The sequence below is a fragment of the [Clostridium] scindens ATCC 35704 genome (genome assembly GCF_004295125.1).
Classification (GTDB): Bacteria; Bacillota; Clostridia; order Lachnospirales; family Lachnospiraceae; genus Clostridium_AP; species Clostridium_AP scindens.
Genome location: NZ_CP036170.1, coordinates 531,399 through 556,810, shown reverse-complemented (window position 1 = coordinate 556,810; position 25,412 = coordinate 531,399). Strand labels below are relative to the sequence as shown.

The following is a 25,412-nucleotide window of genomic DNA, read 5'->3' as shown; positions in this document are numbered from 1 at the left end:
GGGAACAAAAGTAAACTTAAAATATTACAGATTAACATTGGAATTATTATGGCACAGACCTCAGGTCTGTGCTAAAATAACTTCAGAGCATTATATTTCTGATATTCTAAGCGGTATCAGCCGCATCTGATTCCATATCAGCCGTCAGGCGTCAAGAAGAAATCTCAATGCTTGTACCCAGGAAATGAAAGAGCAGAGAGGTTTCGTTAAGGATAGGTGCCGGCGGGCCTCTTTGGCAGAACGCAAAGGAGGATCCCATATGAACAGAACAAACGCGACACCGGCCGCAGCGCCAAACCGTACCTATAAGGCCCGACTGTTTGAGATGATATTCAGTCAGAAGAAGGAATTGTTGGAACTCTATAATGCAGTCAATGGAACCAGTTATGACGATCCGGAACTTCTGGAGATCAACACTCTGGAGAATGCCATCTACATGTCCATGCATAACGACATCTCGTTTATCATCGACTCGAGGCTTGCGCTGTATGAACACCAGTCCACCTACAGCCCGAACCTGCCCCTTCGCCATTTGATGTATGTAACGGACCTGTACTCGGCAATGATCCGGGATGCGAATTTGTACGGGAGCAGGATCGTTCGGGTGCCGACCCCCAGGTTCCTGATTTTCTATAACGGAGAGCAGGAGCAGCCGGAAAGGAGGATCCTGCGGCTGTCGGATGCCTACACGGTACCGGAGGAGTCCCCGGCGCTGGAACTGGAAGCGGTCATGCTGAACATCAACGAAGGGAAGAACCGGCAGCTGATGGAGTCCTGCCGGACCTTATCCGACTATGCCAGGTACACCCAGAGGGTACGCGGCTATGCGAGGGTCATGGAGATCTCGGCGGCCGTAGAGCGGGCGGTGACGGAATGCATCGCGGAAGGGATCCTGTCGGAATTTCTAAGCAAAAACAGAGCGGAGGCGAGCAAAGTGAGCATATACGAATACGATGAAGAGAAGCATATGCGCCAGGTGAGAGAAGAAGGCCAGATGGATGGAAGGAACGAGGGCCGAAGCGAGGGCGAGGCCTTAAAACTAATCACCCAGATCCAGAAGAAATGCCAGAAGGGGAAGAGTCTTGAGGAGACCGCGGAGGATCTGGAAGAAAAGCCAGGTGAGATAGAAGGAATCTATCATATCGTAAGCGAGAATCCTGATATAGACACAGAGGAATTACTAAGGCTGGTATTAAAGAAAATAAAATAGTGAAGATATCCAGATTACAGCGGGCTTATTTAAGCCCGCTTTTTCTTTACGCTTGTTGAAAATCTGTAAAAACAGTACGGTTTCGGTAAAAACATATAGAATGTTTCAGCGATTTGGTAAAATTTAAGGGAATTCGTCTGAAAATTTGAGGGATTTCTGAAACAGGAGGAAAAGAAATGCAGAGGAATAAGGTCAAGAAATGCCTTCTGGCGCTTGTTCTTTCTCTTACTGTGTCGTTAGCTATGCTGCCAAGCGGAGTGCGCGCAGAAGAGATTGATAGCAAAGGCTCAGGAGAGCCTAAGGTAGAAGATGCCCAAGGGGAGGGGCAAAATAAGGCAGAAGACAAGAAAGAGGCAGAAGATACGGATAAGAAGGTATCGGACGCCGTTAAGGAAGAGAATAAGGATTCTTCTAAAGAGGAGAATAAGAATTCTTCCAATGAGGGGAAAGTACAGAATAAGGCCGTGCTTAAGGCAGTAGGGGATGCCGGGAACCAGGATTCTGACAAGAGTATAGAAGCGAAAGCAGAAGGAAACACCATTTATCTGAATGATGCCATAAGCGCTGGAGCAAGCGACAGCAACGATGGATTGTCAAAGGATAAGCCGGTAAAAACATTTGACAAGGCATATGAACTGGCAGGCAAAGGCGGAACAATCATTATCTGCGACACTACCTATTGGATCGAGGTAAATCATGATCTGAGTGATGTGACGATCAAGCTGGATGAAGATTATGATACCAGCAAAATGGATCTGGGGTCAGAAGTTATCAAAATTTGGGGAAATGTAACGTTTACCAATGTAACCATAGACGGTAACAAGGCGAACGCTAAAGTAGCGCCAACATATAGTCCGTTGGTTTACGTTGGCCCTTCCAGCGAATTGACGATTATCGATACAATCATAGAGAATAACGGCTGCTGGGGAGTTGACTGTGGTACTGGCGGCAAATTTACGATGGAAGGCAGCAGCAGCATCAGAAATAACGAGTATGATCCTAGCGGCGACTGGGAATGCGGCGGAGGAATGCGTGTAAATGATGGCGGCGTAGCTTACCTGAACGGAGGAACCATAGAAGGAAATAGTGCCATAGCGGGTGGCGGAATCTATATCAGCACCGGCACAGTATACCTGAATGGAACGGAGATTAAGAATAATACGGCAACAACTGGAAATGGCGGCGCGATCCACATGGTTAATGACAATTATAAATGGTCATCTGCAACAGATGTGCATAGCGCCAAACTCGTAATGACCGGCGGCTCTATAACGAATAATAAGGCCGACTGGGTTGGCGGAGCAATTTCGGCTTGGGACTGCAGAGGCGGTGACGCTGCTAGTTTTCCTGGAGACGACTATGGCGTGATCATAGATATAAGCGGCGGAACCATTTCAGATAATACATCCGAATCGGATGGAAGCGCTATCGCGCTTAGAGGATATTACAATGGCGATGTAAGTTATTCCAATTTAAGACTGAGCGGCGCTCCGACGATCTCTGGCGATGTATATCTGCAGGAGCATAAGGATGTTAACAAGGGCGCGATGATAGACGTGACAGGAGAGTTCATGCCATCTGATCCGGTCATAGTGACAGATGACAATGGCATAGTCGGAAGAGATATCATCAAGTATGTAGACGGTGTTACTCCTGATCTGAGCGTTTTTGTGTCAGGATGGGATACTCTGGGCATAAGACGAGATGAGACCAATTCTCAGGTGCTTGAGTGGGGAGACGAGGTTCCAATATGGTTTGTAGGAAAAGATTCTTCTCAGGAGAAGATTATGGCAACTCCAGGAAGCGTTATCAACCCGGCCAGCATCCCGGAGATGACAAGCAAGGGCTACACGCTGGACGGCTGGACAGACCCGGATGGAAACAAATGGGATATGGCGAATGATGTGGTAACCAATGAGATGACTTTGACTTCAGTTTGGAAGCTGAATGCTCCTGAGGTCACCATCAAGGCTGATAAGACAGAAGCAAAGCCAGGCGAGACGATCACGCTGACGGCTATTGCCAGCCATGACATCAAAGGACTGCCTTGTACCTATGTATGGTATAAAGACGGCAAAGAGATCAAGGGAGAGACAGGCTCTACATTAAAAGTTACAGAAAATGGAAATTATTCCGTTAAGATTATGATTACCGATGCGGAAGGCCTGACAGCAGAAGGAATGAGCAAGGAAGTAAAATGCACATTCTCAGACCAGGCATCAGCATCCGGCAATGCAGGAAATGGAAGCAATGGAAAAGGCAATACCGGAACGAATGGCTCGGTTAAGACCGGCGATGAAGCACAAGGCATTCTGTACCTTGTGGTACTGTTAGCAGCATTAGGCGCTGGAACCGTGGTTGTCTTAAGAAGACGCGCAAGACAGTTTTAATAGTAGATAGAGGCAGCATGACAACAGCCCTCGCCTTTCACATTACGTGAAAGGCGAGGGCTGATTTTCATATGCTTATTATTCTCCTACAGGAACCAGTTGGATGGAAGTGCCTGATACGGTTAATGTTACGCCTTCGGTGAAGACGGCATTGTTAAACTGTGTAACTCCAAAGCCTTCCTGTCCCATGACTTCGTTGAGCCCGCCATCGAACATATTGGAAGAAGATACATTTCCGGTGCCGCCTGTGGCGATCACGGTGTAGATGCCGGCAGGAAATTCCGTGCCTGCCGTGTAGTTCCCTGCCGGAAGGTCTATCGGACTTCCGGAAGCCTCGCCTCTTGCTGCGACCGTGCCTGTCTGCGCATCCTCGGCGATCAGATGTATGACGACATCCCCGCCGACCGTAAGGACTACGTCCTTCTTCATTTTTAGTCCGTTAAAGGACTGCTGGGAGATTCCGTCGTCGTCCGGGCTCATGACTTCATTGAGTCCGCCGGAGAACATGTTGGAAGAAGATACATTTCCGGTTCCGGAAGTTGCTGTAATATTATAGGTTCCGATCGGAATATCCTTACCAGCAGTATAATTGCCTGCGGACAGGTCGATCTCATAGTGTTCTTTTACGATCTCTTCTTTTCGTTCGTCCTTCTTTGGCTCAGACTTAGCCGTATCCTTGACTGTAGTGGTCTTAGGAACGGCTGTCTTGTCCGTATCCGGCTTATCCGGCGACGTACAGGAGTACAGCACGCAGAGCGCCACCACGATGGTGATGCTGATCTTTGCAACCTTTCCCCAGTTCTTCTTATAACGCCACATCAGGAACAGCCCTATCGGCCATAAGAAGATTAAGAAGAGTATGATGACCCAGGTCTTCTCGTACCATTTCTCCGGCGGCGGGCCTGATGGCTTCCAGGCGCCTGGATTATTAGGGTTATATCCGGCATATCCTCCGGCGGCGGTATTATTTGCCGTGCTGCCCTGGTCTTTTTCGATTACTTTCTGGCCACAGAATTCACAGGTATCGCCTGTCAAGTCTGCGCCACAATGTGGACATTTCATAATTGATCCCTCCCTGATGATTCATTCCTTAATATAGCAGGCAGCACGCTCGCTGCCTATATACTATTGTATCATGGGTGTATTCGACAGGTCTATATATTATTCGACAAACATTTGGAAAATTTGCACAATGCCAACGGAACAAGAGGGCTGGAATCATGGCAGTTTCAAGAAGGCGCGCAAGGTAGCGGCAAACCCTTAAGACTTTCTGAAAATTCTTTAAACTCCTTGACAAAATACTTTTCGATGGCTATGATATTCAATAGTTTATACGTAAAGGCATTGAAGAAGAGGAGTATGCATAAGTTCGTTTTCGAAAGAGAGAGTGGCCCGGAGGCTGAAAGGCGCTTGATGACAGAGATGCAGAAGGTAGCTTTCGAGCCGGACTGTTGAACATCCATACGGGCGCCCGAATGGTGCTAGATGGTCCCGGAGTCGTTCCCGTTAAAGAATAAGATGAGATGTATAGAGGAAGTTTTTTCTATATAATAAAGGTGGTACCGCGACTACAATCGCCCTTTACGTAATGTAAAGGGCGTTTTCATTACAGTAAAATGTGAAAAAACTGTGAAGAGATGTGTAAGACACGATTTATGAGGAGGAAACTATGAGTCAGAAGTTAGAGACAACCTACAACCCAAAGGAGATTGAATCTAAGTTATATGAGAAATGGTGTGAGAACAAGTATTTCCATGCCGAGGTGGACAGGAGCAGGAAGCCGTTTACTACGGTGATGCCGCCGCCGAATATTACCGGCAAGCTGCATATGGGCCACGCGCTTGACAATACGCTGCAGGATATCCTGATCCGTTATAAGAGGATGCAGGGATACAACGCGCTGTGGGTTCCTGGAACAGACCATGCGGCGATCTCTACAGAAGTAAAGGTTACCAACCAGTTGAAAGAAGAAGGTATCGATAAGAAGGAACTGGGACGCGAGAAGTTTCTGGAGCGGACCTGGCAGTGGAAAGAGGAATATGCAGGAACGATCGAGGATCAGCTTAAGAAATTAGGCGTATCCTGCGACTGGGACAGAGAGCGCTTTACCATGGATGAGGGATGCTCCAAGGCAGTAGAGGAAGTGTTCATCAAACTTTACGAAGAAGGATATATTTACAGAGGATCCAGAATCATCAACTGGTGTCCGGTGTGCAAGACTTCTCTCTCGGATGCGGAGGTAGAGCATGAAGAGCAGGACGGAGACTTCTGGCACATTAAGTATCCTATCGTAGGCAGCGATGCCTGTCTGGAAATAGCCACCACCCGTCCCGAGACGATGCTGGGCGATACCGCGATCGCGGTACATCCGGATGATGAACGTTACAAAGACCTGGTAGGCAAGAAGGCAATCCTTCCGCTGGTGAACCGGGAGATTCCGATCGTAGCGGATTATTATGTAGACAAGGAATTTGGTACAGGCGCGGTTAAGATTACGCCGGCTCATGACCCTAACGACTTCGAGGTGGGCAAGCGCCATAACCTTCCGGAGATCAATGTGATGAATGACGATGCCACCATCAATGAAAATGGCGGCAAGTACGCAGGAATGGAACGTTATGAAGCAAGAAAGGTAATGGTTAAGGATCTGGAGGAGCAGGGATACCTGGTAAAGGTAGTTCCGCATTCTCATAATGTAGGTACCCATGACCGCTGCCATACGACGGTGGAGCCTATGGTTAAGCAGCAGTGGTTCGTAAGGATGGAAGAACTTGCGAAGCCGGCCATCGAGGCGGTCAAGAATGGCGACCTTAAGTTTGTGCCGGAGCGTTTTGACAAGATCTATCTGCATTGGCTTGAGAATATCCGTGACTGGTGCATCTCCAGGCAGATCTGGTGGGGGCACAGGATTCCGGCCTACTACTGCGATGAGTGCGGCGATATTGTCGTATCCTGCGACGTGCCGGAGAAATGCCCGAAGTGCGGATGCACGCATTTCACCCAGGACGAGGATACCCTGGATACCTGGTTCAGTTCTGCGCTGTGGCCGTTCTCAACATTGGGATGGCCAGAGAAGACCGAGGATTTGGATTACTTCTATCCTACGGATGTTCTGGTAACCGGATACGATATCATCTTCTTCTGGGTAATCCGTATGGTATTCTCTGGATATGCCCATACCGGGAAAACTCCGTTCCATACCGTGTTCATCCACGGCCTGGTAAGAGACTCTCAGGGCCGCAAGATGAGCAAGTCATTGGGCAACGGCATCGATCCGCTGGAGATAATCGAGCAGTACGGCGCGGATGCCCTGCGTATGACTTTGATCACCGGAAACGCGCCGGGCAATGACATGCGTTTTTACAATGAAAGGGTGGAGGCGAGCCGGAACTTTGCCAACAAGGTATGGAATGCGTCCCGTTTCATTATGATGAATATAGAAGATAAGGAGATCACGGAGCCGGCAGATTTTAAATTACGCCCGGCAGACCGCTGGATCATGTCCAAGTGCAATAACCTGGTAAAAGACGTAACCGAGAATATGGATAAGTACGAACTGGGGATTGCGCTGTCTAAGATCTATGATTTTATGTGGGATGAATTCTGCGACTGGTATATCGAGATTGCCAAATACCGCATTTATCACGTTGAGGAAGACCAGAAGTCAGCCAATGACGCGATGTGGACGCTGCGGGAAGTGCTGAAGAAGTCTTTAAAGCTTCTGCATCCATATATGCCGTTCGTATCAGAAGAGATCTATGGCAAGCTGGTGCCGGAAGAAGAGTCTCTTATGATGTCCGAATGGCCGAAGTATGATGAGAAGTGGAATTATCCGATCGCGGAAAATATTGTAGAGCATTACAAAGAGATAATCCGGGGAATCCGGAACGTGCGCGCTAAGATGAATGTGCCAAACTCCAGGAAGGTTACCGCCTATTTGGTATGCGAGGATCAAAAACTCTGCACGGGACTGGAATATTTAAGAAATTCTGCCCAGTCCATGGCATTCGTCAACGATCTGATCATCCAGCATGATAAGGCCGGCATCGCGGAAGATGCCGTATCTATCGTAGTACCGGACGCAACCGTTTATCTGCCATTGGAAGAATTGATTGATTTAGAGCAGGAGATCGAGCGGCTGAGCAAGGAAGAGGCAAGGCTTGAAAAAGAGATTGCCCGTGCATCCGGAATGCTGAACAATGAACGATTCGTAAGCAAGGCGCCGGAGGCAAAAGTTCAGGAGGAACGTGACAAGCTCGAGACATATAAACAGATGATGGAGCAAGTCAAAGAAAGGCTTGCAGGGCTAAAAGCAAAATAGTCATAAGGGGATATTATGAAGAAAATCCATATTAAGAAGCCTGATATAAAAGGGGCGTTTCATAAACTGAAAAATCTGAAGACAGAAGATGTGAAGGCAGCATGGAAGGCAGGTAGAGAGCGGCGGGCCCGGATTATAGAGGAACGCCGCAACAGCGCCTTTGCCAGGAAGATGAAGCCGGTCTATGCATTCATGAACCGGTTTTCCCTGGTGTTCCATGCGCTGCTGGCATGTATCATTAATTTTGCCATAGAAGCCATATCCAGACATTCGGTATTCGAAGCCTGGGATTATATGACAGGGACGCCAATGGTGTTTTTGTACAATGCTTTTATGATATTCATCACATTTTCCATCGTCTATCTGTTCAAGCGAAGGGTATTCGTCCGCATCATTATCAGCGTGCTGTGGATGGTTCTGGGCGTGGCAAACGGATATATGCTTATGAAGCGGGTTACGCCTTTTAACGCGCAGGATCTTAAGGTAGCGAAAGACGGGCTTACCCTGATCAATAACTACTTTAATGGATTTGAACTGACCGTCCTGATTATCGGTATCGTCTCCGTCATCATATGGGTGATCTCCATGTGGAAGCGGGGAGGCCAGTATGAGGGAAAGATACGCCGCGTATGGGCCCTGGTGGGCATCGTCGTGTGCTTCGTGGCATATGGCTTTGCATCCGACCTGGCAGTGGAGAAGCGGGTAGTATCCACCTATTTTGGCAATATTGCATTCGCCTATGAAGACTATGGACTTCCGTACTGCTTTATGGCAAGCCTTTTTAATACAGGTATTACGGAACCGAACGACTACAGCAAGGAGACGATCGCCAAGATCAGCAATAACGGAGAGATCACCAAGAATGAGACGGGGCGGACGGAAGAAGAACTTCCGAACATCATCTTCGTACAGCTGGAGTCCTACTTTGACGTGGATGAAGCTGAATTCTTCACTACTTCCCAGGATGCATGTCCAAACCTGCATGAGATGTACAAGAATTATTCGTCCGGTTACTTTAAAGTGCCATCCGTAGGAGCTGGCACGGCAAACACAGAATTTGAAGTGCTGACAGGCATGAATCTGAGGTATTTCGGGCCTGGAGAATATCCCTACAAGACGGTCCTTAAGGATCAGACTAGTGAGAGCGCGGCGACTGCTCTGGCGGCGCTTGGGTATGGAACACACGCGCTCCATAATAACGGAGGAAACTTCTACAGCAGGGCAAGAGTATTTAATAATATTGGCTTCGACAGTTTTACCAGCAAGGAGTTTATGAATATCCTGCAGACCACCGAGAATGGATGGGCCAAGGATGATATTCTGGTGCAGCACGTGATGGATTCTATGAATACCACGGATGGAAAAGACTTTGTCTTCGCCGTCAGCGTGCAGGGTCATGGCGACTATCCGGAAGAAAAGGTGCTTGAAAATCCGGCCATCCAGGTGGAAGGAATCCAGGACGAAGCGACGAAGAACAAGTGGGAGTACTATGTGAACCAAGTCTATGAGATGGACCAGTTCGCGGGGAATCTTGTGAAAGCCGTAGAAGACAGGGGAGAGCCCTCCGTCATCGTATTCTACGGAGACCATCTTCCTACCATGGGACTGAAGGCAGAAGACCTGAAGGGGCGTTATCTTTACAACACAAATTATGTAATCTGGGATAACATCGGGCTTCCGAAAGAAGACCGCAATGTTCCATCCTACCAGATTATGGCGGATGTATTTGATCGCCTGGATATTCATTCCGGAACGGTATTCAATTATCACCAGGAGAGAAGAAAGACCAAGAATTATCTGGCAGACCTGGAACTTCTGCAGTATGACATCCTGTATGGAAAGCAGTATGTATACGACGGCAAGCTGCCAATAACGGAAGGCCATATGGTGATGGGCATCAAGGATGTATCGCTGAAGAACGTGGTGCCACATCTGGATGGCGGCTATAGCCTGTATGGAGAGAACTTTACAAAGTCCAGCAAAGTCTATGTAAACGGAGAAAAGCAAAAGAGCAGTTTCTTGAATAATACAAGAATTGACCTTTCGGAGACAGAACTGATCAACGGAGATGTAATCGTGGTCAGTCAGGTAGGCTCAAGCAATACCATCTTCCGGTCATCCGACGAATATATTTACCAGGATGGCCAGTTGATCTGCCAGGAAGGAACTGCAACCGATAAGACTAAGTCCTGGGTAGAGCAGACGGATGGAGACGAGTAAGATGACGGCAGTAGGATTCACATATGATGAGGCAGTGGCATATATAGAGGAACTTCCCAAGTTTACGAAGAAGCATACCCTGGATCATGTCAGGGAGTTCTTAAGAAGGCTTGGAAATCCTTCTTCTGACCGCAAGATCGTCCATGTGGCAGGGACTAATGGAAAAGGATCGGTGTGCGCATATCTTCAGGCCATCCTGATGGCGGAAGGAAAGCACACCGGATTCTTTACCTCTCCTCATCTGGTATCCATCAATGAGCGGATTCGCATGGACAATATACAGATAGACAATGAGGCGTTTCTTGAAGCATTTAACCAGGTGCAGGAAACGGCAAGGAAGATGGAAGAAGAGGAATTGGGGCATCCCTCTTATTTCGAATTCCTCCTTGGCATGGGGATGACGGCATTTGCGGGGTCGGATGTGGAATATATCATCCTGGAGACTGGCATCGGCGGAAGGCTGGATGCCACCAATTATATCGAGCATCCCGCGCTTGCGGTGATTACGTCCATAAGCCTGGATCACACCGATATCCTGGGAGATTCGATCGAAGAGATCGCGGCGGAAAAGGCCGGGATCATTAAGCCGGGCGTCCCGGTTTTTTTCGATGCGAGCAATCAGAAAGCCTGCGCGGTCATCCGGAAAACAGCGGAAAAGATGCTTGCGCCCTGTAGAGAAATCTCGAAAAATGCGTACGAAATCCGAGAAGTTAACTGGAAATATATTGCATTTTCCCGGGCAAATGCGTATGATAAAGGTGTTATCTACCAAGTGCCGATCTGTGGATGTTATCAGGTCATGAATGCCCAGATCGCATTGGAGGCCGCCGAGTATCTCCTTAGGGATGAGACGATCCATAAGAGTCGCTGGGTAGACGCGATCGGATCTATGCACTGGGAAGGCAGGATGGAGCGGGTAGCCCCGCATCTTGTCATCGATGGCGCGCATAATCCGGGAGCCGTGGAGGCATTCGCAGAAAGCGTAAAGGCGCTTGGCGCGGATGAGGGAGAAGGCCCGGTCATCATCTTTTCGGCCGTGTCGGATAAGAAATATGAGCAGATGATAGAATACCTGTGCAGGAATATGAATGCCAAGGCTTATATCGTCACGGAGATCGAAGATAAGAGAAGGGTTCCGGCAGAAGAACTGGAGCGAGTATTTAAGAAATATACCAGGAAGAAGGTGTATAGAGCCGGAAGCCTGAAAGAAGCCTTACAAAAAGCGGAAAATGAGCGGGTGGATGATGGCGACATCTTTTGTCTTGGCTCGTTGTACCTTGCAGGAATGGTAAAGAAGTTACTGGCAGGAGGCGGTTACCATGCTTAATTTTGAAGAAGAATTGAAGAAATTCCAGCCGAGCCTGGAAGTGGAAGATATAGAGGATGCTGTCTATCAGGAAGACTTGACGGATATGACGGACATTTTACGAGAGATGATTGAACAAACCAAGTAGAAGAGTACAGAGGGAAGTATATGGATTATACAACAAAACTGGCGTACCAGTCGAACTACTGGTATAACGATGGATTGAAGAAGGCCAATATCCGGGATCTGTCGGGAGCGATCGCATCGCTTAAGCGCAGCTTACAATATAATAGGGCTAATATAGCTGCCAGGAATCTGCTTGGACTCGTCTATTACGGCAGAGGCGATGTGATAGAGGCGCTGGTGGAATGGATTCTGAGCAAGAATTTCCAGTCCCATGAAAATATAGCGAATTACTATATTCAGAAGGTTAAGGAGACCCAGGGTGAATTGGAGGCGATCAACCAGGCAGTCAAACGGTTTAACCAGGCTCTCGGCTACTGCCAGCAGGGCGGCGAGGATCTGGCTGTGATCCAGCTGAAGAAGGCGGTGGCGATCCACCCCAACTTTGTGAAGGCCTATCAGCTTCTGACCCTGATCTATCTGGATACGGAACAGTATTCCAAGGCCCGCCAATCCATTAGGATCGCCCATAAACTGGATAAGACGGACGAGATTACGCTGCGCTATATGCACGAACTGAATCAGGTACGCAAGTCAAGGACAGCCAAGATCAAAGAAAAAGAAGGAAAAGAGCAGCAGACGGTTACCTATAATATAGGAAATGAGACGATCATCCAGCCGGTATCCTCCAGTTACAAGGATAACGCAGGGCTTCATACGATCGTCAATATAGCGATCGGGCTGGTGGTAGGCGTGGCAGTCATGTGGTTTCTGATCATGCCGGCGATCACGGCTTCCAGGCAGGATAAGATTAACCGCCAGACCGTGGAATTCAGCGATCAGATCGCCACGCAGAAGGCACAGATCAGTGCCCTTAAGAAGGAACTGGAAGACTATCGCTCCACCAGCGAGGAGACGCAGAGCGCCCAGGCCACTGCAGCCTCCACGCAGGAGAGTTACGAGATCGTCATGAACATCAGCGCCCATGTCAACAAGAACGATATGAGCGATGCAGCCATGCTGGAGGAACTTCTGAAAGTGAATCCGGATTCCCTGGGAACCGTGGGGAGAGAGCAATTCGAGGAGATTACCGGAGACTTATACCCGCGGATGTGCACGAACCTGTTTGCAACGGCGCAGCAGAACTTTGAAGTAGCTAACTATGATTCAGCCATAACGAACCTGGAGCAGGTTATGAAGATGGACGAGGGATATAATGACGGGGCGGCCATGCTGCTTCTGGCACAGTCTTATGAGAAAAAAGGAGACCAGGACCAGGCAAACGTCAAATACCAGAAGATTATAGAGTCTTATCCGTCAACGAATGCGGCCGAGGCCGCCCAGCAGGCGCTGGATGCCCAGAATTCCGGCAAAGCGCAGGATGGCGGGCAGGACGATGGACAAAGCGATACAGGAGAATAATAACTACGATACGAAAGAGAAGGATATGCAATCTGGGATTGCATATCCTTCTTGCGTCGAATGGACAAAATAAAAAGGAGGATGAATATGAAGTATCAGGTACAGGAGAATTGTCTGACGGTATTTCTTCCACATGAGCTGGATCACCACAATGCGGAAGAGATCAGAAAGGAGTCGGACCATCTGATTGAGCGCAACCACATCCGCTATGTCATCTTTGATTTTGCGGAAACAAATTTTATGGACAGTTCAGGAATCGGAGTGATTATGGGGCGCTATAAAAGAATCTATATGCTGGGAGGAGAGGTGTGCGCGGTGCACGCAAATGAAAGAATGAAGAAGATATTGACCATGTCTGGTGTCACAAAAATTATGCAGATATATGAGGAGGAGAAGTAGATGGAGAATACCAATGAAATGCAGTTAATATTTGACAGCCGCTCATCCAATGAATCCTTTGCCCGGGTGACGGTGGCAGCCTTTATGACATCCCTTAACCCCACGGTGGAAGAAGTGTCGGATGTAAAGACGGCGGTATCGGAGGCGGTGACCAACGCCATCATCCATGGATATGAGAGCGAGGTACATAACATCTATATCCGCTGCCGTACAGAAGGCAAGACCCTTTATCTTGAAATAGAAGATGAAGGGAAGGGAATCGAGGATGTCAAGCAGGCCATGGAGCCGCTTTTTACCACGAAGCCGGAATTGGAGCGGTCGGGAATGGGATTCTCATTCATGGAAGCCTTTATGGATAAACTGGAAGTTGAATCAGTCCCGGGCAAAGGAACAACGGTAAAGATGGAAAAAACAATTGGAAAAGGACGTAGACTATGGACCACACAATCGCTTTAATTCAGAAGTCTCACGACGGGGATGAAGAAGCAAGAGCACGATTAGTGGAGGAAAATGCAGGCCTTGTATGGTGCATTGTAAAAAGATTCTATAACAGGGGCGTAGAGGCAGAAGATTTGTTCCAGGTAGGGAACATCGGACTTCTAAAGGCCATAGACAAGTTTGACATGTCTTACGATGTGAAGTTTTCCACGTATGCCGTCCCGATGATATCCGGGGAGATCAAGCGCTTTCTGAGAGACGACGGGATGATCAAGGTCAGCCGTTCGCTGAAAGAACTGGCATACAAGGCATATCTGTGTCAGGAAAGGCTGCAGGAGCAGTGGGGCAGAGATCCTACGATTACCGAGATAGCTGAGAGCCTCAATGTTGAGCGCGAGGAGTTAACCATGGCATTGGATGCCAGCGGCGATATTGAGTCCCTTCATAAGCCGATCTACCAGAAGGAAGGACAGGAGATCCGCCTGATGGATAAACTGCCGGAGAAGGAAGGCGGGGAGGACAAGATCCTTAATCATATGCTGCTTCAGCAATTGCTGAATTATCTGGATAAAGACGAGAGGCAGCTGATCTATCTCCGCTATTTTGCCAACCAGACCCAGACCCAGGTAGGCAGGGAACTGGGCATATCCCAGGTCCAGGTATCCAGGATGGAAAAGAAAATTTTAAAAAATCTCAGAGAACGAATATGACAGGCGCGCCATGTATATTTTTCCCGAAACCATCCATACTAACCCACAAAAGGAATAAAGAAGGTGGAAAGTATGGATGAGGCAAGGAAAAAACTCAGGGTGTGCCTGATTTGCGTCGTAGCGGCTGCGATCATCATAGGATTTATCTATTATTTCGGCGATGTCAAGAGCAGGAATCATGTAAGTGAAGGCACGCTCGTGACAGCCAGTATGGAAAGCAGGGGGTAATTATGGCGGCAAACAGCGAAACCGTATATATAAAGGCGGACAGAAATGTAGAGGTCACCAAGGCGGAAGTAACCCTTGGCGATGTAGTGACCATGGAATGCGCGAATCCGTCTGTAGTTCCCAAACTGAATACGATCAAGCTTTTAAAGTTCCATCATACGGATAAGAAGCACCAGAACCGAACTACGGTGTCCATCCTGAAGGTAATCGAATGCATCCATCAGCAGTTTCCAAATATGGATGTCCAGAACATGGGAGAAGCGGACTTTATCGTTACCTATGAGGAGCAGCAGACTGCCGGAGGCGCCGTGCACCTGATGAAGGTGGTGGGCGTGGTAATCATCAGTTTTATCGGAGCGGCATTCTCCATTATGGCGTTCAACAACGACGTCGGGACGACCAAGATGTTCTCGCAGATCTATGAACTGGTCACTGGTAAGACGAACAGCGGATTTACGATTCTGGAACTGACTTACTGCATTGGACTTATCATAGGAATTCTGACATTTTTCAATCATTTTGGAAAAAAGAAGTTTACGGTAGATCCAACGCCTATGGAGGTGGAAATGCGTTTATATGAGAATGATATCCAGACGACCCTGATAGAGACATATTCCAGAAAGGAGAAAGAACTGGATGTGGGCAGCACAAATACTACTGGCAATCATCGGTCTTAGCGCCGGCGTGGCGGTAGCAGGGGGATTGTTTTCCTTTGTGATCGGCCTGGGCGTAGTATCCGACTTTGCGGACAGGACCCATACCGGAGAGCATATCCTTCTGTATGAAGACAGTGTGGCCCTGGGAGGAATTCTGGGCAACATATTCTTTATCTATCAGATCTCGATTCCCCACGGCGGGTGGCTTGTGCCAATCTTCGGCCTGTTCGGGGGAATCTTCGTGGGGTGCTGGTCCATGGCGCTGGCAGAGATATTGAATCTGTTCCCGATCTTTATCCGCAGGATCAAGCTGCTTCGCTGCATTCCCTATATTATATTGGGAATAGCGCTGGGAAAAGGAATCGGGGCATTCATATTCTTCTTCAACCGGTGGTAGGAATTAAATGATTATGGAGGAAACAAAATTGGACAAGCAAAGACAGCAGCAAGCATACGAAAATTATGTAAAACGGAAGACGCCGGTTCACAATCTTCCGGCCAATATGGCGAAGGCGTTTGTGACCGGCGGAGCCATCTGCGTGATTGGACAGGCAATCTTGGATGTCTGCGAGAAATCAGGACTCGATAAGGATATCAGCGGAGGGTGGACCTCCATGATACTGGTTCTTTTAAGCGTCCTTCTGACAGGGTTTAACATCTACCCAGGCATTGCAAAATGGGGAGGCGCCGGCGCGCTGGTACCCATTACCGGATTCGCCAACTCTGTGGCCGCTCCGGCGATCGAATACAAGAAAGAAGGACAGGTCATGGGCATCGGCTGCAAGATCTTTACCATTGCAGGCCCGGTCATCCTGTATGGGATATTTACCAGCTGGCTACTGGGGCTTGGCTACTGGATATTGAAGATAAGCGGGGTATTTTAATATGATAAAAGGACAGCAAAGCATTCAATTCGAGGAGTCTCCATTTCTGATCAGCAGCGCATCCGTGGTAGGAAAAAAGGAGGGGGAAGGACCTCTGGGCAAGATGTTCGATATGGTGGAGAGCGAAGATCTCTTTGGGGAGGATACCTGGGAAGCGGCAGAGAGCACCATGCAGAAGGAGGCTTGCCTGCTGGCTATGGGGAAGGAGCATCTGGAGCCTGCGGACATCAGATATCTCTTTGGCGGAGACTTGCTGCGACAGGGAATTGCCACGTCGATCGGAGTAGAGGGGCTGGGAATCCCTATGTTTGGCCTGTTTGGGGCATGCTCTACGGCAGGGGAGGCTCTGGCGCTTGCCTCCATGAGCGTTGCAGGAAACTATGGAGATTATATGATGGCAGTCACTTCCAGCCATTTTGGAAGCGCGGAGAAGGAATTCCGTTTTCCGCTTGGATACGCGAACCAGAGGCCTCTGTCCGCACAGTGGACGGTGACCGGAAGCGGGGCCTTCATACTTGGGAAAAAGCGAAGCCACGTGAGGATAACCGGAGTCACCATCGGCAAGATTGTGGACTATGGGCTTAAGGATTCCCAGAATATGGGAGCCTGTATGGCGCCAGCAGCCTGCAACACCATCATCCAGAATCTGGAAGACTTTGGATACGCGGCGGAAGAGTACAGCCGTATTATTACCGGGGATCTGGGATATGTAGGTCAGAGTATTCTGTTCGATCTGATGAGGGGCAGAGGGTATGACATTAAGAAGAACCATATGGACTGCGGCATGACCATCTTTGACCAGCAGACGCAGGACACCCACGCAGGGGGAAGCGGATGCGGGTGCGCGGCCACAACGCTGTCAGCTTATATCCTTCCGAAACTGATCAAGGGGGAATGGAAGCGGATTCTTTTTGTCCCCACGGGAGCGCTGATGTCCACCGTCAGTTTCAACGAAGGTGCCAGCGTGCCGGGAATCGCCCATGGAATCGTGCTGGAACATTGCTAGCAGGAAGGAGAAAAATATGGATTATTTAAAAGCATTTTTGATCGGAGGATTGATCTGCGCTCTGGTGCAGATCCTGCTGGATCGGACGAAACTGATGCCGGGGCGCATCATGGTGCTTTTGGTGTGCGGCGGAGCCGTTCTGGGAGCCTTGCAGCTGTACCAGCCTTTCCAGGACTTCGCCGGGGCAGGGGCAAGCGTTCCGCTTACGGGGTTTGGGAATCTTTTATGGAAAGGTGTCAAAGAAGCGGTAGATAAAGAAGGATTCATCGGAATCTTTCTGGGAGGCTTTAAGGCCAGCGCGGTTGGGATCTCGGCGGCACTGATATTCGGTTACCTGGCATCCATGGTATTTGAGCCTAAGATGAAAAAGTAAAAAAACTTGTTGTTTTCTCTATTTGTTAATGGTATTGTAGAAATAGTGAGTTTATTTGTACATTAGGAGGAAACCAATGAATTACTTAAACATCATCATACCCTTCGTAGGTGGACTTGGAATGTTCATCTATGGTATGCAGATCATGGCTCAGGGCCTTGAGAATGCGGCAGGCAATAAGATGAAGTCCCTGCTGGAAGTGCTGACGAAGAATAAGCTGATGGGAGTGCTGCTTGGAGCTGCGATTACCGCGGTCATCCAGAGTTCATCAGCCACCACGGTCATGGTCGTGGGATTTGTAAATGCAGGAATTATGAATCTGACCCAGGCTATGGGCGTTATTATGGGAGCGAATGTAGGTACCACGGTGACAGGTTGGCTGGTATCTTCTGTCGAGTGGGCCAAGTTCCTAAGCCCGACCACTCTGGCTCCGATTGCGGTCATGCTGGGCGTGATCATCATGCTGACCGGGAAAAGACGCTCATCCAAAGAGATTGCCAGCATCGTCGTGGGCTTTGGCTTGTTATTTATTGGTATTACATCTATGTCATCAGCAGTAGCGCCGCTGCAAGAATCCGAAGGATTCCGCAGTATCTTCGTTACGTTGGGAAATAACCCGCTTCTTGGAATCCTGGCAGGCGCCCTTGTGACGGCGATCATTCAGAGTTCCTCGGCTTCCGTGGGTATCCTGCAGAGTCTGGCGGCGGCAGGGCTGGTCCCATTCAGCGCTGCTATCTACATTATCATGGGACAGAATATCGGTACCTGTATCACCGCAATCCTGTCAAGTCTTGGCGCGAAGAAGAATGCTAAGACAGCCGCGCTGATGCATCTGCTATTTAACATCATTGGTACGATTATATTCAGCGTAATCGCCATCGTCTATTTTGAAGTCCTCCATCCAGAGGCAGGCGTTGGCATCATCACGCAGACAGAAATCAGTATTGTGCATACGGCATTTAATATTGGCACGACGGTGCTTCTCTTCCCGGTATCCAGCTGGATTATCAAGCTGGCCAAGAAGATCGGGCGCGTGGAGGAGGATACCCAGGACAAGAGCAAGGTGCTATTGGACGACCGTATCCTGGAGACACCAAGCATTGCTCTTCAGTCTACAGTCAGAGAAGTGGCTCGTATGGGCGAGATCGTAAAGGATTCTCTGGACGTTGCCAAGACGGTTCTCTTTACGCTCAAGGATGAGGATATCCAGTTCCTGAAGGAAGAAGAGACTACGGTGGATAAGCTTAGCGCGGGCATTACCGACTATGCGATCAAGTTAAGTTCTCTCCAGATCAGCGAGAAGGAGCATCAAGATTTGGCACACCTTCTTCAGATGGTGTCGGATATAGAACGTATCAGCGATTACTGTGAAAATATCTCTGAATTTGCGGAGACGCTCTATGAAAAGAAGGTGGCATTCTCAGAAATCGGAAGTTCCCAGTTAAGAGAAATGCTGGATGTATGTATTGACAGTTATAAATATGCCTTGGAAGCCTTTGAAGAGAAGAGCAGGGAAAAGGCTTTGAAGGTGATTGAGAAAGAGACCCAGGCAGACAATCTGGAGATCACGCTTCGAAGCAGGCACATTAAGCGCCTGACGAACAACCAGTGCAATGCGGAGGCGGGGATCGTATTTCTGGATACCCTGGTGTGCCTGGAGCGTATATCAGACCATGCCCGCAATATTGCGGAAGAGGTGCTGGAAAGTGTTGCATAAGAAGAGCGCCGGTGTATGCCGGCGCTCTTCTTACCTTCCAAGGAAATGCTTCATCTTGTCTTTTTCCGCCTTATTGAATTGAAGGCGTCTTTCTTCGTAGACTGCATTGAGCCAGTCCACCGCCGCATCCAGGCCTTCCTGGGTAAACGGAAATTCCTTCTGCTCCTTCTGGTCATCCGGGGTTGCCTCAAAACACCAGGGTTCAGAATAGATGTATGCATACAGCATATCGTCTAACACGTTAAGATAATATCTCATGCCGCAGTGAGAGCCTGAAAAAGGCTCTTTTTTTAATGCTTTTATGGATAATCCGATGGTTAGTATCATGTCCGCTCCTTCATAGGCTATCGTATTAAGAAAGGCTAAGAATACACAACAATTGTATTCCCAGCCTGGAAAAGAGCAGATGACGGGAATCGAACCCGCCTCCCCAGCTTGGGAAGCTGGTATTCTACCGATGAACTACATCTGCACAAAACATATTATAATACTTTTTTTACAAAAATGCAATATTAAGAAATATTTCATAATTTCTATCGAAAGTATTTCTATTTCTATTGTATACTTAGAACACATATGACAGGAGGGGCTTATGGGAAAAGTAATAGAAGTGAGAGATCTGTATAAGTTATACCGAGTAGGGGATGAGATTGTCCGGGCGCTTGATGGGGTTAATTTCGATATCTGCGAGGGCGAATTCTGCGCGATCGTTGGAACGTCCGGTTCAGGCAAGTCTACCCTGCTGAATATGCTGGCAGGCCTTGAGAAGCCCACAAAGGGAAGCGTAGTAATTGCAGGGCAGCATATCGAGACATTGAACGAGGACCAGCTGGTGCGGTTCCGCCGCGATCATGTAGGGTTCATCTTCCAGTCCTTCCACCTGCTGGGAACCATGAACGCGGTGGAGAATGTGGCGCTGCCTCTAAGCTTCCGCGGGATTCCAAAGGATATCCGATTGAAGAAGGCTGACAAGATGCTGGATCTGGTCAACTTAAAAAAGCATAAGAAGCACCTGCCCAACCAGATGTCCGGCGGGCAGCAGCAGAGGGTAGGCGTAGCAAGGGCGCTGGTGGTAGACCCGAAGATCATATTTGCCGATGAGCCAACCGGGAACCTGGATTCCCACACTTCGGAGGAAGTGATGGAACTGATGCAGAAGGTGGTAAGAGAGCAGAAGAAGACGCTGGTCATGGTAACCCATGACCAGCATCTGGCGGCTTATGCAGACAGGATCTTCCACATCCGGGATGGAAAGATCCTTAAGATAGAGGAGAACCTGGAAAAAATATTGAGGGAGGATATATAAAATATGAAAAGATTAAAACAGATACTATCAGGAGTATTTATTGCGGCCCTGGTGGCAGTATCGGCGATGCCGGCTCAGAAGGCGGAGGCGGCAGTGCCGGAACTGTCCATTGCATCCAAGGACAACAAGGCGCCTGTATACCAGGCAGGAAAAGCCCAGAAGTGGACACTGGTGATTTCCAATAATACCAACAATGCTATGGAAAATGTAGTAATAGCGCCAGAACTGGGAGATACCGGGGATGCATGGCCGTTTCAGACGGATTTCCAAAGTTACCGCAAAACCATCAGCATGCTACCGGCCAACTCACAGGAGGAAGTGGCATTTGAATTTACCCAGAGAGAAGATGTTCCTACCGCCAGATATACGCTGGTTTTTAAAGGATATATCGGTGATGATCAGGAGGCTAAAGTAACCCAGAATTTTTACGTGAATACGACAGCGAAGCCGGAAGAAAAGAAGGACAGCACGCCTGGCGGCGGTTCTGACCAGCCGCAGGCTGTCTACGCCGGAGGAGATGAGGGCATCGAAGCAGGAGGATTCAGCAACGGCGGGGCATCTTTTAGCGGTGGCGGCTCGGAAGGCTCCGGGTCTGTCCCAAGGGTCATTGTCACAGGCTTCACCACGGATCCTGCGGAGGTGCGCGCCGGAAGCGACTTCACACTGACTATCCATCTGAAGAATACTTCCAAGTCCACCAGAGTCAGCAATATGCTGTTCAATCTGAACGCTCCGACGGAAGGAAAGGATGAGCAGACTATGGCTCCCGCATTCCTTCCTACATCCGGTGCGAGCTCTATTTATCTGGACGGAATCGCGGCCAATGGAACGGCGGATATATCCATCCAGCTCAATGCCAAGGCAGACCTGCTTCAGAAGCCGTACAGCATCGACATGGGCATGAAGTATGAAGACGCCAATGCTGCTCAGATAGAGGCGGATTCCAGCATCTCGATTCCTGTCAAGCAGGATGCAAGGTTTGAGTTCAGCGACTTTGATATAAGCCCGGAGGCCATTGCGGTGGGAGAAGAAGGAAATGTTTCCTGCAGCCTCTATAATCTGGGACGCATCAAACTATATAATGTGAAGGCTACCTTTGAAGGGGCTGGCATTAAGAAGGAAGAAGTGTTTGTAGGAAATGTAGAATCCGGCGCGGCGGCATCCATAGACGCGATGCTGGAAGGCAAGAAGGCAACAAAGGGACCGGCAAAGGTCACGATGACGCTGAGTTACGAAGATGAGGCCGGAAAAGTCTCCACAACCACCAAAGATCTTCAGTTGGAAGTGACAGAGATGAGCGCGGACGATGCCGCGATGATGGAAATCCCGCAAGAAGAGCAAGGCAAAGTCCCGGTAGTGCCGATCGCAATCGCTGTAGTCATCATTGTGGGGATTGTCGTGGCAGTCGTTATCATCAGAAAAAAGAAGAAAAAGCAGATGTTAAATGAAGAGGAGGGATTGCTGGATGAATTGGATGGACCTTCTGAGGATGAGCACTAGCAACCTGAAACGGCGCAAACTCCGTACTTTCCTGACCGTCCTCGGAGTGGTCATCGGCACGGCATCCATTGTCGTCATGATATCATTGGGACTTGGCATGCAGCAGTCCCTGTACCGCGAGGTAGAGCAGTCAGGCGGCCTGACTACCATTAAGGTAAGCGGCGCGCAGGCAGGCAACTCTATGATGTATTCCTCCTCAGGAAAGGAAGAAGAGCAGTCAACCAAATATATTAATGATCAGCTGCTGGCCAGGCTGTCCAAACTGGAACATGTAGCCTTGGCCTCTCCGGTATATGAACTGCCGGTGGTACTGCTGAAGGGCGGTTATGAAGGCTATGGACAGCTCCTGGCTACAACGCCGGAAGCCATGGAGGCAAGGAATATCAATCTGGCGGAAGGCTCCCTGCCCAAGCCCAATTCCGGGCATCTGGACCTGGTATACGGCAATGGAGTCCTGACCATGTTCAATGAGAAAGGGTCAGGTAAAGGATATTATGAGACCGGAAGACTGCCGGATATCGATCTGGCGAAAGATTCCGTATTCCTGATCCTGGATCAAGAAGGGTATTATAACCAGAGCAGCCAGAACGGCGATGAAGCCTCCGGCAATTCGGACAGCGGCGATGGGAAGCAGGCCCAGCCCAAGGCCATAGCAAAGCATGTGGCAAAGGCAAGCGGAATCGTGGCAGGTGGCCCGGATGAATACAATGCCAATTACTATAACATATTCTGCGATCTGGATACCTTGAAGCAGATACTGAAAAAAGAGTTTAACGCAAGGGTGATCCCCGGGCAGCCGACGACGAAGTCCGGCAAGCCATACAAGGAATTCTGCTACTCTTATGCACAGTTAAAAGTGGATGACATAGACAATGTGGACAGTGTCGCCAGTATCGTCCGGGAGATGGGCTACAATGTGGAGACCAACGCCGAATATCTTGACAGCATGAAAGGTCAGTTTGCCATTGTCCAGGCCGTGCTCGGAGGAATCGGAGCAGTCTCCCTTCTGGTTGCGGCAATCGGTATTGCCAATACGATGATGATGTCCATCTATGAACGGACCAAAGAGATCGGCGTCATCAAAGTACTGGGCTGCAGCCTGAAGAACATCAAGCAAATGTTCCTGGTGGAAGCAGCATTCATAGGCCTGATCGGGGGTATCATCGGAAATATCCTAAGTTTCCTGATTTCCTTTGTCATCAATTTCCTGACTGGCAACGGAGCGGCAATGGGCATTGACGGAAATATCTCGTACATCCCCTGGTGGCTGGTAATCCTGTCCATGGGATTCGCAATGCTGGTTGGTGTGGCCGCGGGATACTTCCCGGCGCTAAGGGCAATGAGGCTGAGCCCTCTGGCAGCGATACGGAGCGAGTAAGGGGAATTCCCCTTACTCCTCAATAACATGGATTTCCAGGTAATCAAAATCAATGGAATCCACAAAATTATCCTGCGTAAACCTTGCCTTATCATGTTTTTTAAATTCTTCGATGGTGGAATCCAGCCAGATGGGCTTGCTCAAATCAAATTCATAGCAGATGGCATCCAGCGCGTTGAATATTTTATGCGTGCGGGTGTCCTCGGTATCATCGCAGATGACGGTATCCCGGAGCATTCTGTTGTCTTTAAATTCTTTTCCCCATAATCGGAACATATGCATACCTCGCTTTAGTTAATGAATACCTAAAAGTATATCCATTTTGGAATGCGCTGTAAAGCATTAAAAGGAAAAAGATGCGGGTTTTACGCCGCATCTTGAGGAAAGGGAATGAAAAAAACAATCTATATAAAACTAAGTTAACGTCTTTCTTTTGATGTTTACAGTATATAAGTTAAATGTGTCCATTGTGTGACACTGCACTAAAGAAAAAATGAAGATATCATTATCTAATCATAAATAATCTTAAGGAACCATGAAGTGGAACAGGAAGAAATAATCGACACTGCTTGATTTAACGTGAGGAATATGATAAACTTTTTCAAATGACAAGACAGTTGTAAAATTGTATGTAAACTGTAAGGAGAGGGAAGATGGAAAAGTTAAAAAAAGCACTAGACCGGATTTTTATTGAGGGATTAAGTGCGATGGCGCAAGGGTTATTTGCCACTCTGATCATTGGCACGATCATCCAGCAGGTGGGAACGCTGCTTGGCGGCTCTGTGGGAGAGATGATCTATGTGATCGGGAAGGCTGCGGCCTCCCTGACAGGAGCTGGCATCGGCGTAGCGGTGGCCTACAAGTTCAAAGAACCGCCGCTGGTCGTGGTATCGGCGGCAACTGCCGGAATGGCCGGCGCATTTGCCGGCAATCTTCTGTCCGGCACGGTCCTGGTAGAGGGAACCATGGTATATGCTGGCCCGGGAGAGCCCCTTGGGGCATTTATCGCAGCCTATGTGGGTATATTCTTCGGACATCTGGTAGCGGGCAAGACGAAGGTGGATATCCTGGTCACGCCGATTGTAGCGATTGGATCAGGGGCGGCAGTGGGTCTGCTGCTTGGGCCTCCAATCTCAGGATTCATGGCATGGCTGGGCTCTCTGATTAACTGGGGCACAAAACAGCAGCCTTTCCTGATGGGAATCATCGTATCCGTATTGATGGGAATGATCCTGACTCTGCCGATCAGTTCCGCGGCGCTTGGAATCATCCTGAATCTATCCGGACTTGCGGCCGGGGCAGCGACCGTGGGATGCTGCTGCAATATGGTCGGGTTCGCCGTGGCAAGCTACAGGGAGAATAAGATCGGAGGCCTTCTGGCGCAGGGAATCGGCACATCCATGCTGCAGGTTCCGAACATTGTAAGGAAGCCTGTAATCTGGCTGCCAGCCATATTATCAAGCGCCATACTGGGGCCAGTGGGTACCATGGTACTACATATGACCAGCAATGCCACAGGTTCCGGCATGGGTACAGCGGGACTGGTGGGGCAGATCATGACTTGGCAGACGATGATACAGACAGAGCCTGGGATGGTGGTTCTGATCAAGATACTGCTGATCCAGATTATCCTGCCGGCAGTCGTTACCCTTGGCATCTCCGAGTTCATGCGCAAGAAGCAGTGGATTAAATTCGGCGACATGAAGCTGGAGTTTTAAGAATTACTATACAATCTTCCGTGGAAATATTATAATGGGCAGTAAGAGATAACTCTTGCTGTCCCATTTTTGACTGGGGCAGGGGAACATACAAAGACCAAAGGATG

24 protein-coding genes, 1 tRNA gene and 1 other annotated feature are annotated in these 25,412 nt (G+C 48.9%); of the genes, 21 read left to right on the top strand and 4 right to left on the bottom strand.

Translation table 11 applies throughout. The features are described from left to right. The first annotated feature begins 259 nt into the window (after positions 1-259). Positions 260-1,210, top strand: coding sequence for a hypothetical protein (locus HDCHBGLK_RS02880; protein WP_009248201.1), 951 nt, complete (start codon positions 260-262; stop codon positions 1,208-1,210). Positions 1,211-1,386: 176 nt separating this feature from the next. Next, entirely contained in the window at positions 1,387-3,600 is a 2,214-nt protein-coding gene (locus HDCHBGLK_RS02875) for a PKD domain-containing protein (protein ID WP_004607349.1), read from the top strand. Positions 3,601-3,678: 78 nt separating this feature from the next. On the opposite strand, the gene HDCHBGLK_RS02870 is transcribed toward HDCHBGLK_RS02875, so the two are convergent. Then, entirely contained in the window at positions 3,679-4,662 is a 984-nt protein-coding gene (locus HDCHBGLK_RS02870; RefSeq protein WP_004607348.1) for a hypothetical protein, read from the bottom strand. 273 nt (positions 4,663-4,935) lie between these two features. Further along, positions 4,936-5,185: a binding site (T-box leader), on the top strand. Positions 5,186-5,269: 84 nt separating this feature from the next. Here HDCHBGLK_RS02870 and HDCHBGLK_RS02865 point away from each other — a divergent pair. The 15 genes from HDCHBGLK_RS02865 (at position 5,270) to HDCHBGLK_RS02805 (ending at position 19,403) form a co-directional block, all read left to right on the top strand. Beyond that, a complete protein-coding gene (locus tag HDCHBGLK_RS02865; RefSeq protein ID WP_004607346.1) occupies positions 5,270-7,921 on the top strand; it encodes a valine--tRNA ligase in 2,652 nt (883 codons plus the stop codon). A 15-nt stretch (positions 7,922-7,936) separates the two neighbouring features. Beyond that, positions 7,937-10,141 carry an LTA synthase family protein gene (locus HDCHBGLK_RS02860; RefSeq protein WP_004607345.1) on the top strand — a complete coding sequence of 735 codons (2,205 nt, stop codon included), beginning with the start codon at positions 7,937-7,939 and terminating at the stop codon, positions 10,139-10,141. 1 nt (position 10,142) lies between these two features. Beyond that, on the top strand, positions 10,143-11,468 hold the full coding sequence (locus tag HDCHBGLK_RS02855) for a bifunctional folylpolyglutamate synthase/dihydrofolate synthase (protein ID WP_009248198.1): 1,326 nt from the start codon (positions 10,143-10,145) through the stop codon (positions 11,466-11,468). Continuing rightward, positions 11,461-11,595, top strand: coding sequence for a hypothetical protein (locus HDCHBGLK_RS19530; RefSeq protein ID WP_004607343.1), 135 nt, complete (start codon positions 11,461-11,463; stop codon positions 11,593-11,595). Before HDCHBGLK_RS02855 ends, HDCHBGLK_RS19530 begins: the two co-directional genes overlap by 8 nt. Positions 11,596-11,615: 20 nt before the next feature. After that, the gene (locus tag HDCHBGLK_RS02850; RefSeq protein WP_004607342.1) at positions 11,616-12,992 is read left to right on the top strand and encodes a tetratricopeptide repeat protein; all 1,377 of its coding nucleotides are present in this window, start codon (positions 11,616-11,618) and stop codon (positions 12,990-12,992) included. Between the two features lie 87 nt (positions 12,993-13,079). Next, positions 13,080-13,391, top strand: coding sequence for an anti-sigma F factor antagonist (gene spoIIAA, locus HDCHBGLK_RS02845; RefSeq protein WP_009248197.1), 312 nt, complete (start codon positions 13,080-13,082; stop codon positions 13,389-13,391). Further along, positions 13,392-13,847, top strand: coding sequence for an anti-sigma F factor (gene spoIIAB / locus HDCHBGLK_RS02840; RefSeq protein WP_004607340.1), 456 nt, complete (start codon positions 13,392-13,394; stop codon positions 13,845-13,847). Continuing rightward, positions 13,826-14,539 (top strand): SigF/SigG family RNA polymerase sporulation sigma factor, encoded by a 714-nt coding sequence (locus HDCHBGLK_RS02835; RefSeq protein WP_004607339.1) that lies wholly within the window; start codon positions 13,826-13,828, stop codon positions 14,537-14,539. Before spoIIAB ends, HDCHBGLK_RS02835 begins: the two co-directional genes overlap by 22 nt. Before the next feature lie 72 nt (positions 14,540-14,611). Continuing rightward, positions 14,612-14,767, top strand: a complete 156-nt coding sequence (locus HDCHBGLK_RS18880) for a hypothetical protein (RefSeq protein WP_004607338.1) — start codon at positions 14,612-14,614, stop codon at positions 14,765-14,767. 2 nt (positions 14,768-14,769) lie between these two features. Continuing rightward, complete coding sequence (locus HDCHBGLK_RS02830; RefSeq protein WP_004607337.1) at positions 14,770-15,444, top strand: stage V sporulation protein AA; 675 nt, start codon at positions 14,770-14,772, stop codon at positions 15,442-15,444. After that, complete coding sequence (locus HDCHBGLK_RS02825; RefSeq protein ID WP_004607336.1) at positions 15,404-15,820, top strand: stage V sporulation protein AB; 417 nt, start codon at positions 15,404-15,406, stop codon at positions 15,818-15,820. Before HDCHBGLK_RS02830 ends, HDCHBGLK_RS02825 begins: the two co-directional genes overlap by 41 nt. A gap of 13 nt (positions 15,821-15,833) precedes the next feature. Next, positions 15,834-16,307, top strand: coding sequence for a SpoVA/SpoVAEb family sporulation membrane protein (locus HDCHBGLK_RS02820; RefSeq protein ID WP_156786770.1), 474 nt, complete (start codon positions 15,834-15,836; stop codon positions 16,305-16,307). 1 nt (position 16,308) lies between these two features. After that, the gene (locus HDCHBGLK_RS02815; RefSeq protein WP_004607334.1) at positions 16,309-17,313 is read left to right on the top strand and encodes a stage V sporulation protein AD; all 1,005 of its coding nucleotides are present in this window, start codon (positions 16,309-16,311) and stop codon (positions 17,311-17,313) included. Between the two features lie 16 nt (positions 17,314-17,329). After that, positions 17,330-17,686: a stage V sporulation protein AE gene (gene spoVAE, locus HDCHBGLK_RS02810; RefSeq protein WP_039909754.1), complete on the top strand. Its 357-nt coding sequence runs from the start codon at positions 17,330-17,332 to the stop codon at positions 17,684-17,686. 76 nt (positions 17,687-17,762) lie between these two features. Continuing rightward, positions 17,763-19,403 (top strand): Na/Pi cotransporter family protein, encoded by a 1,641-nt coding sequence (locus HDCHBGLK_RS02805; RefSeq protein ID WP_004607332.1) that lies wholly within the window; start codon positions 17,763-17,765, stop codon positions 19,401-19,403. A gap of 30 nt (positions 19,404-19,433) precedes the next feature. Here HDCHBGLK_RS02805 and HDCHBGLK_RS02800 read toward each other — a convergent pair whose 3' ends face one another. Together HDCHBGLK_RS02800 and HDCHBGLK_RS02795 are read right to left on the bottom strand one after the other, a co-directional pair. Then, the gene (locus HDCHBGLK_RS02800; protein WP_004607331.1) at positions 19,434-19,730 is read right to left on the bottom strand and encodes a hypothetical protein; all 297 of its coding nucleotides are present in this window, start codon (positions 19,728-19,730) and stop codon (positions 19,434-19,436) included. 74 nt (positions 19,731-19,804) lie between these two features. After that, a tRNA-Gly gene (locus tag HDCHBGLK_RS02795) sits at positions 19,805-19,875 on the bottom strand. 120 nt (positions 19,876-19,995) lie between these two features. Between HDCHBGLK_RS02795 and HDCHBGLK_RS02790 the strand changes: the two genes are divergently transcribed. The 3 genes from HDCHBGLK_RS02790 to HDCHBGLK_RS02780 are packed head-to-tail and all read left to right on the top strand — an operon-like array spanning position 19,996 to position 23,587. After that, positions 19,996-20,709, top strand: coding sequence for an ABC transporter ATP-binding protein (locus tag HDCHBGLK_RS02790; protein WP_004607330.1), 714 nt, complete (start codon positions 19,996-19,998; stop codon positions 20,707-20,709). Positions 20,710-20,712: 3 nt separating this feature from the next. Further along, complete coding sequence (locus HDCHBGLK_RS02785; protein ID WP_004607329.1) at positions 20,713-22,209, top strand: COG1361 S-layer family protein; 1,497 nt, start codon at positions 20,713-20,715, stop codon at positions 22,207-22,209. Further along, complete coding sequence (locus tag HDCHBGLK_RS02780) at positions 22,175-23,587, top strand: ABC transporter permease (RefSeq protein ID WP_004607328.1); 1,413 nt, start codon at positions 22,175-22,177, stop codon at positions 23,585-23,587. Before HDCHBGLK_RS02785 ends, HDCHBGLK_RS02780 begins: the two co-directional genes overlap by 35 nt. Before the next feature lie 12 nt (positions 23,588-23,599). Here HDCHBGLK_RS02780 and HDCHBGLK_RS02775 read toward each other — a convergent pair whose 3' ends face one another. Further along, positions 23,600-23,863 (bottom strand): hypothetical protein, encoded by a 264-nt coding sequence (locus tag HDCHBGLK_RS02775; protein ID WP_009248191.1) that lies wholly within the window; start codon positions 23,861-23,863, stop codon positions 23,600-23,602. 377 nt (positions 23,864-24,240) lie between these two features. Between HDCHBGLK_RS02775 and HDCHBGLK_RS02770 the strand changes: the two genes are divergently transcribed. Beyond that, positions 24,241-25,305, top strand: a complete 1,065-nt coding sequence (locus tag HDCHBGLK_RS02770) for a PTS transporter subunit IIC (RefSeq protein ID WP_004607326.1) — start codon at positions 24,241-24,243, stop codon at positions 25,303-25,305. Positions 25,306-25,412: the final 107 nt, after the last annotated feature.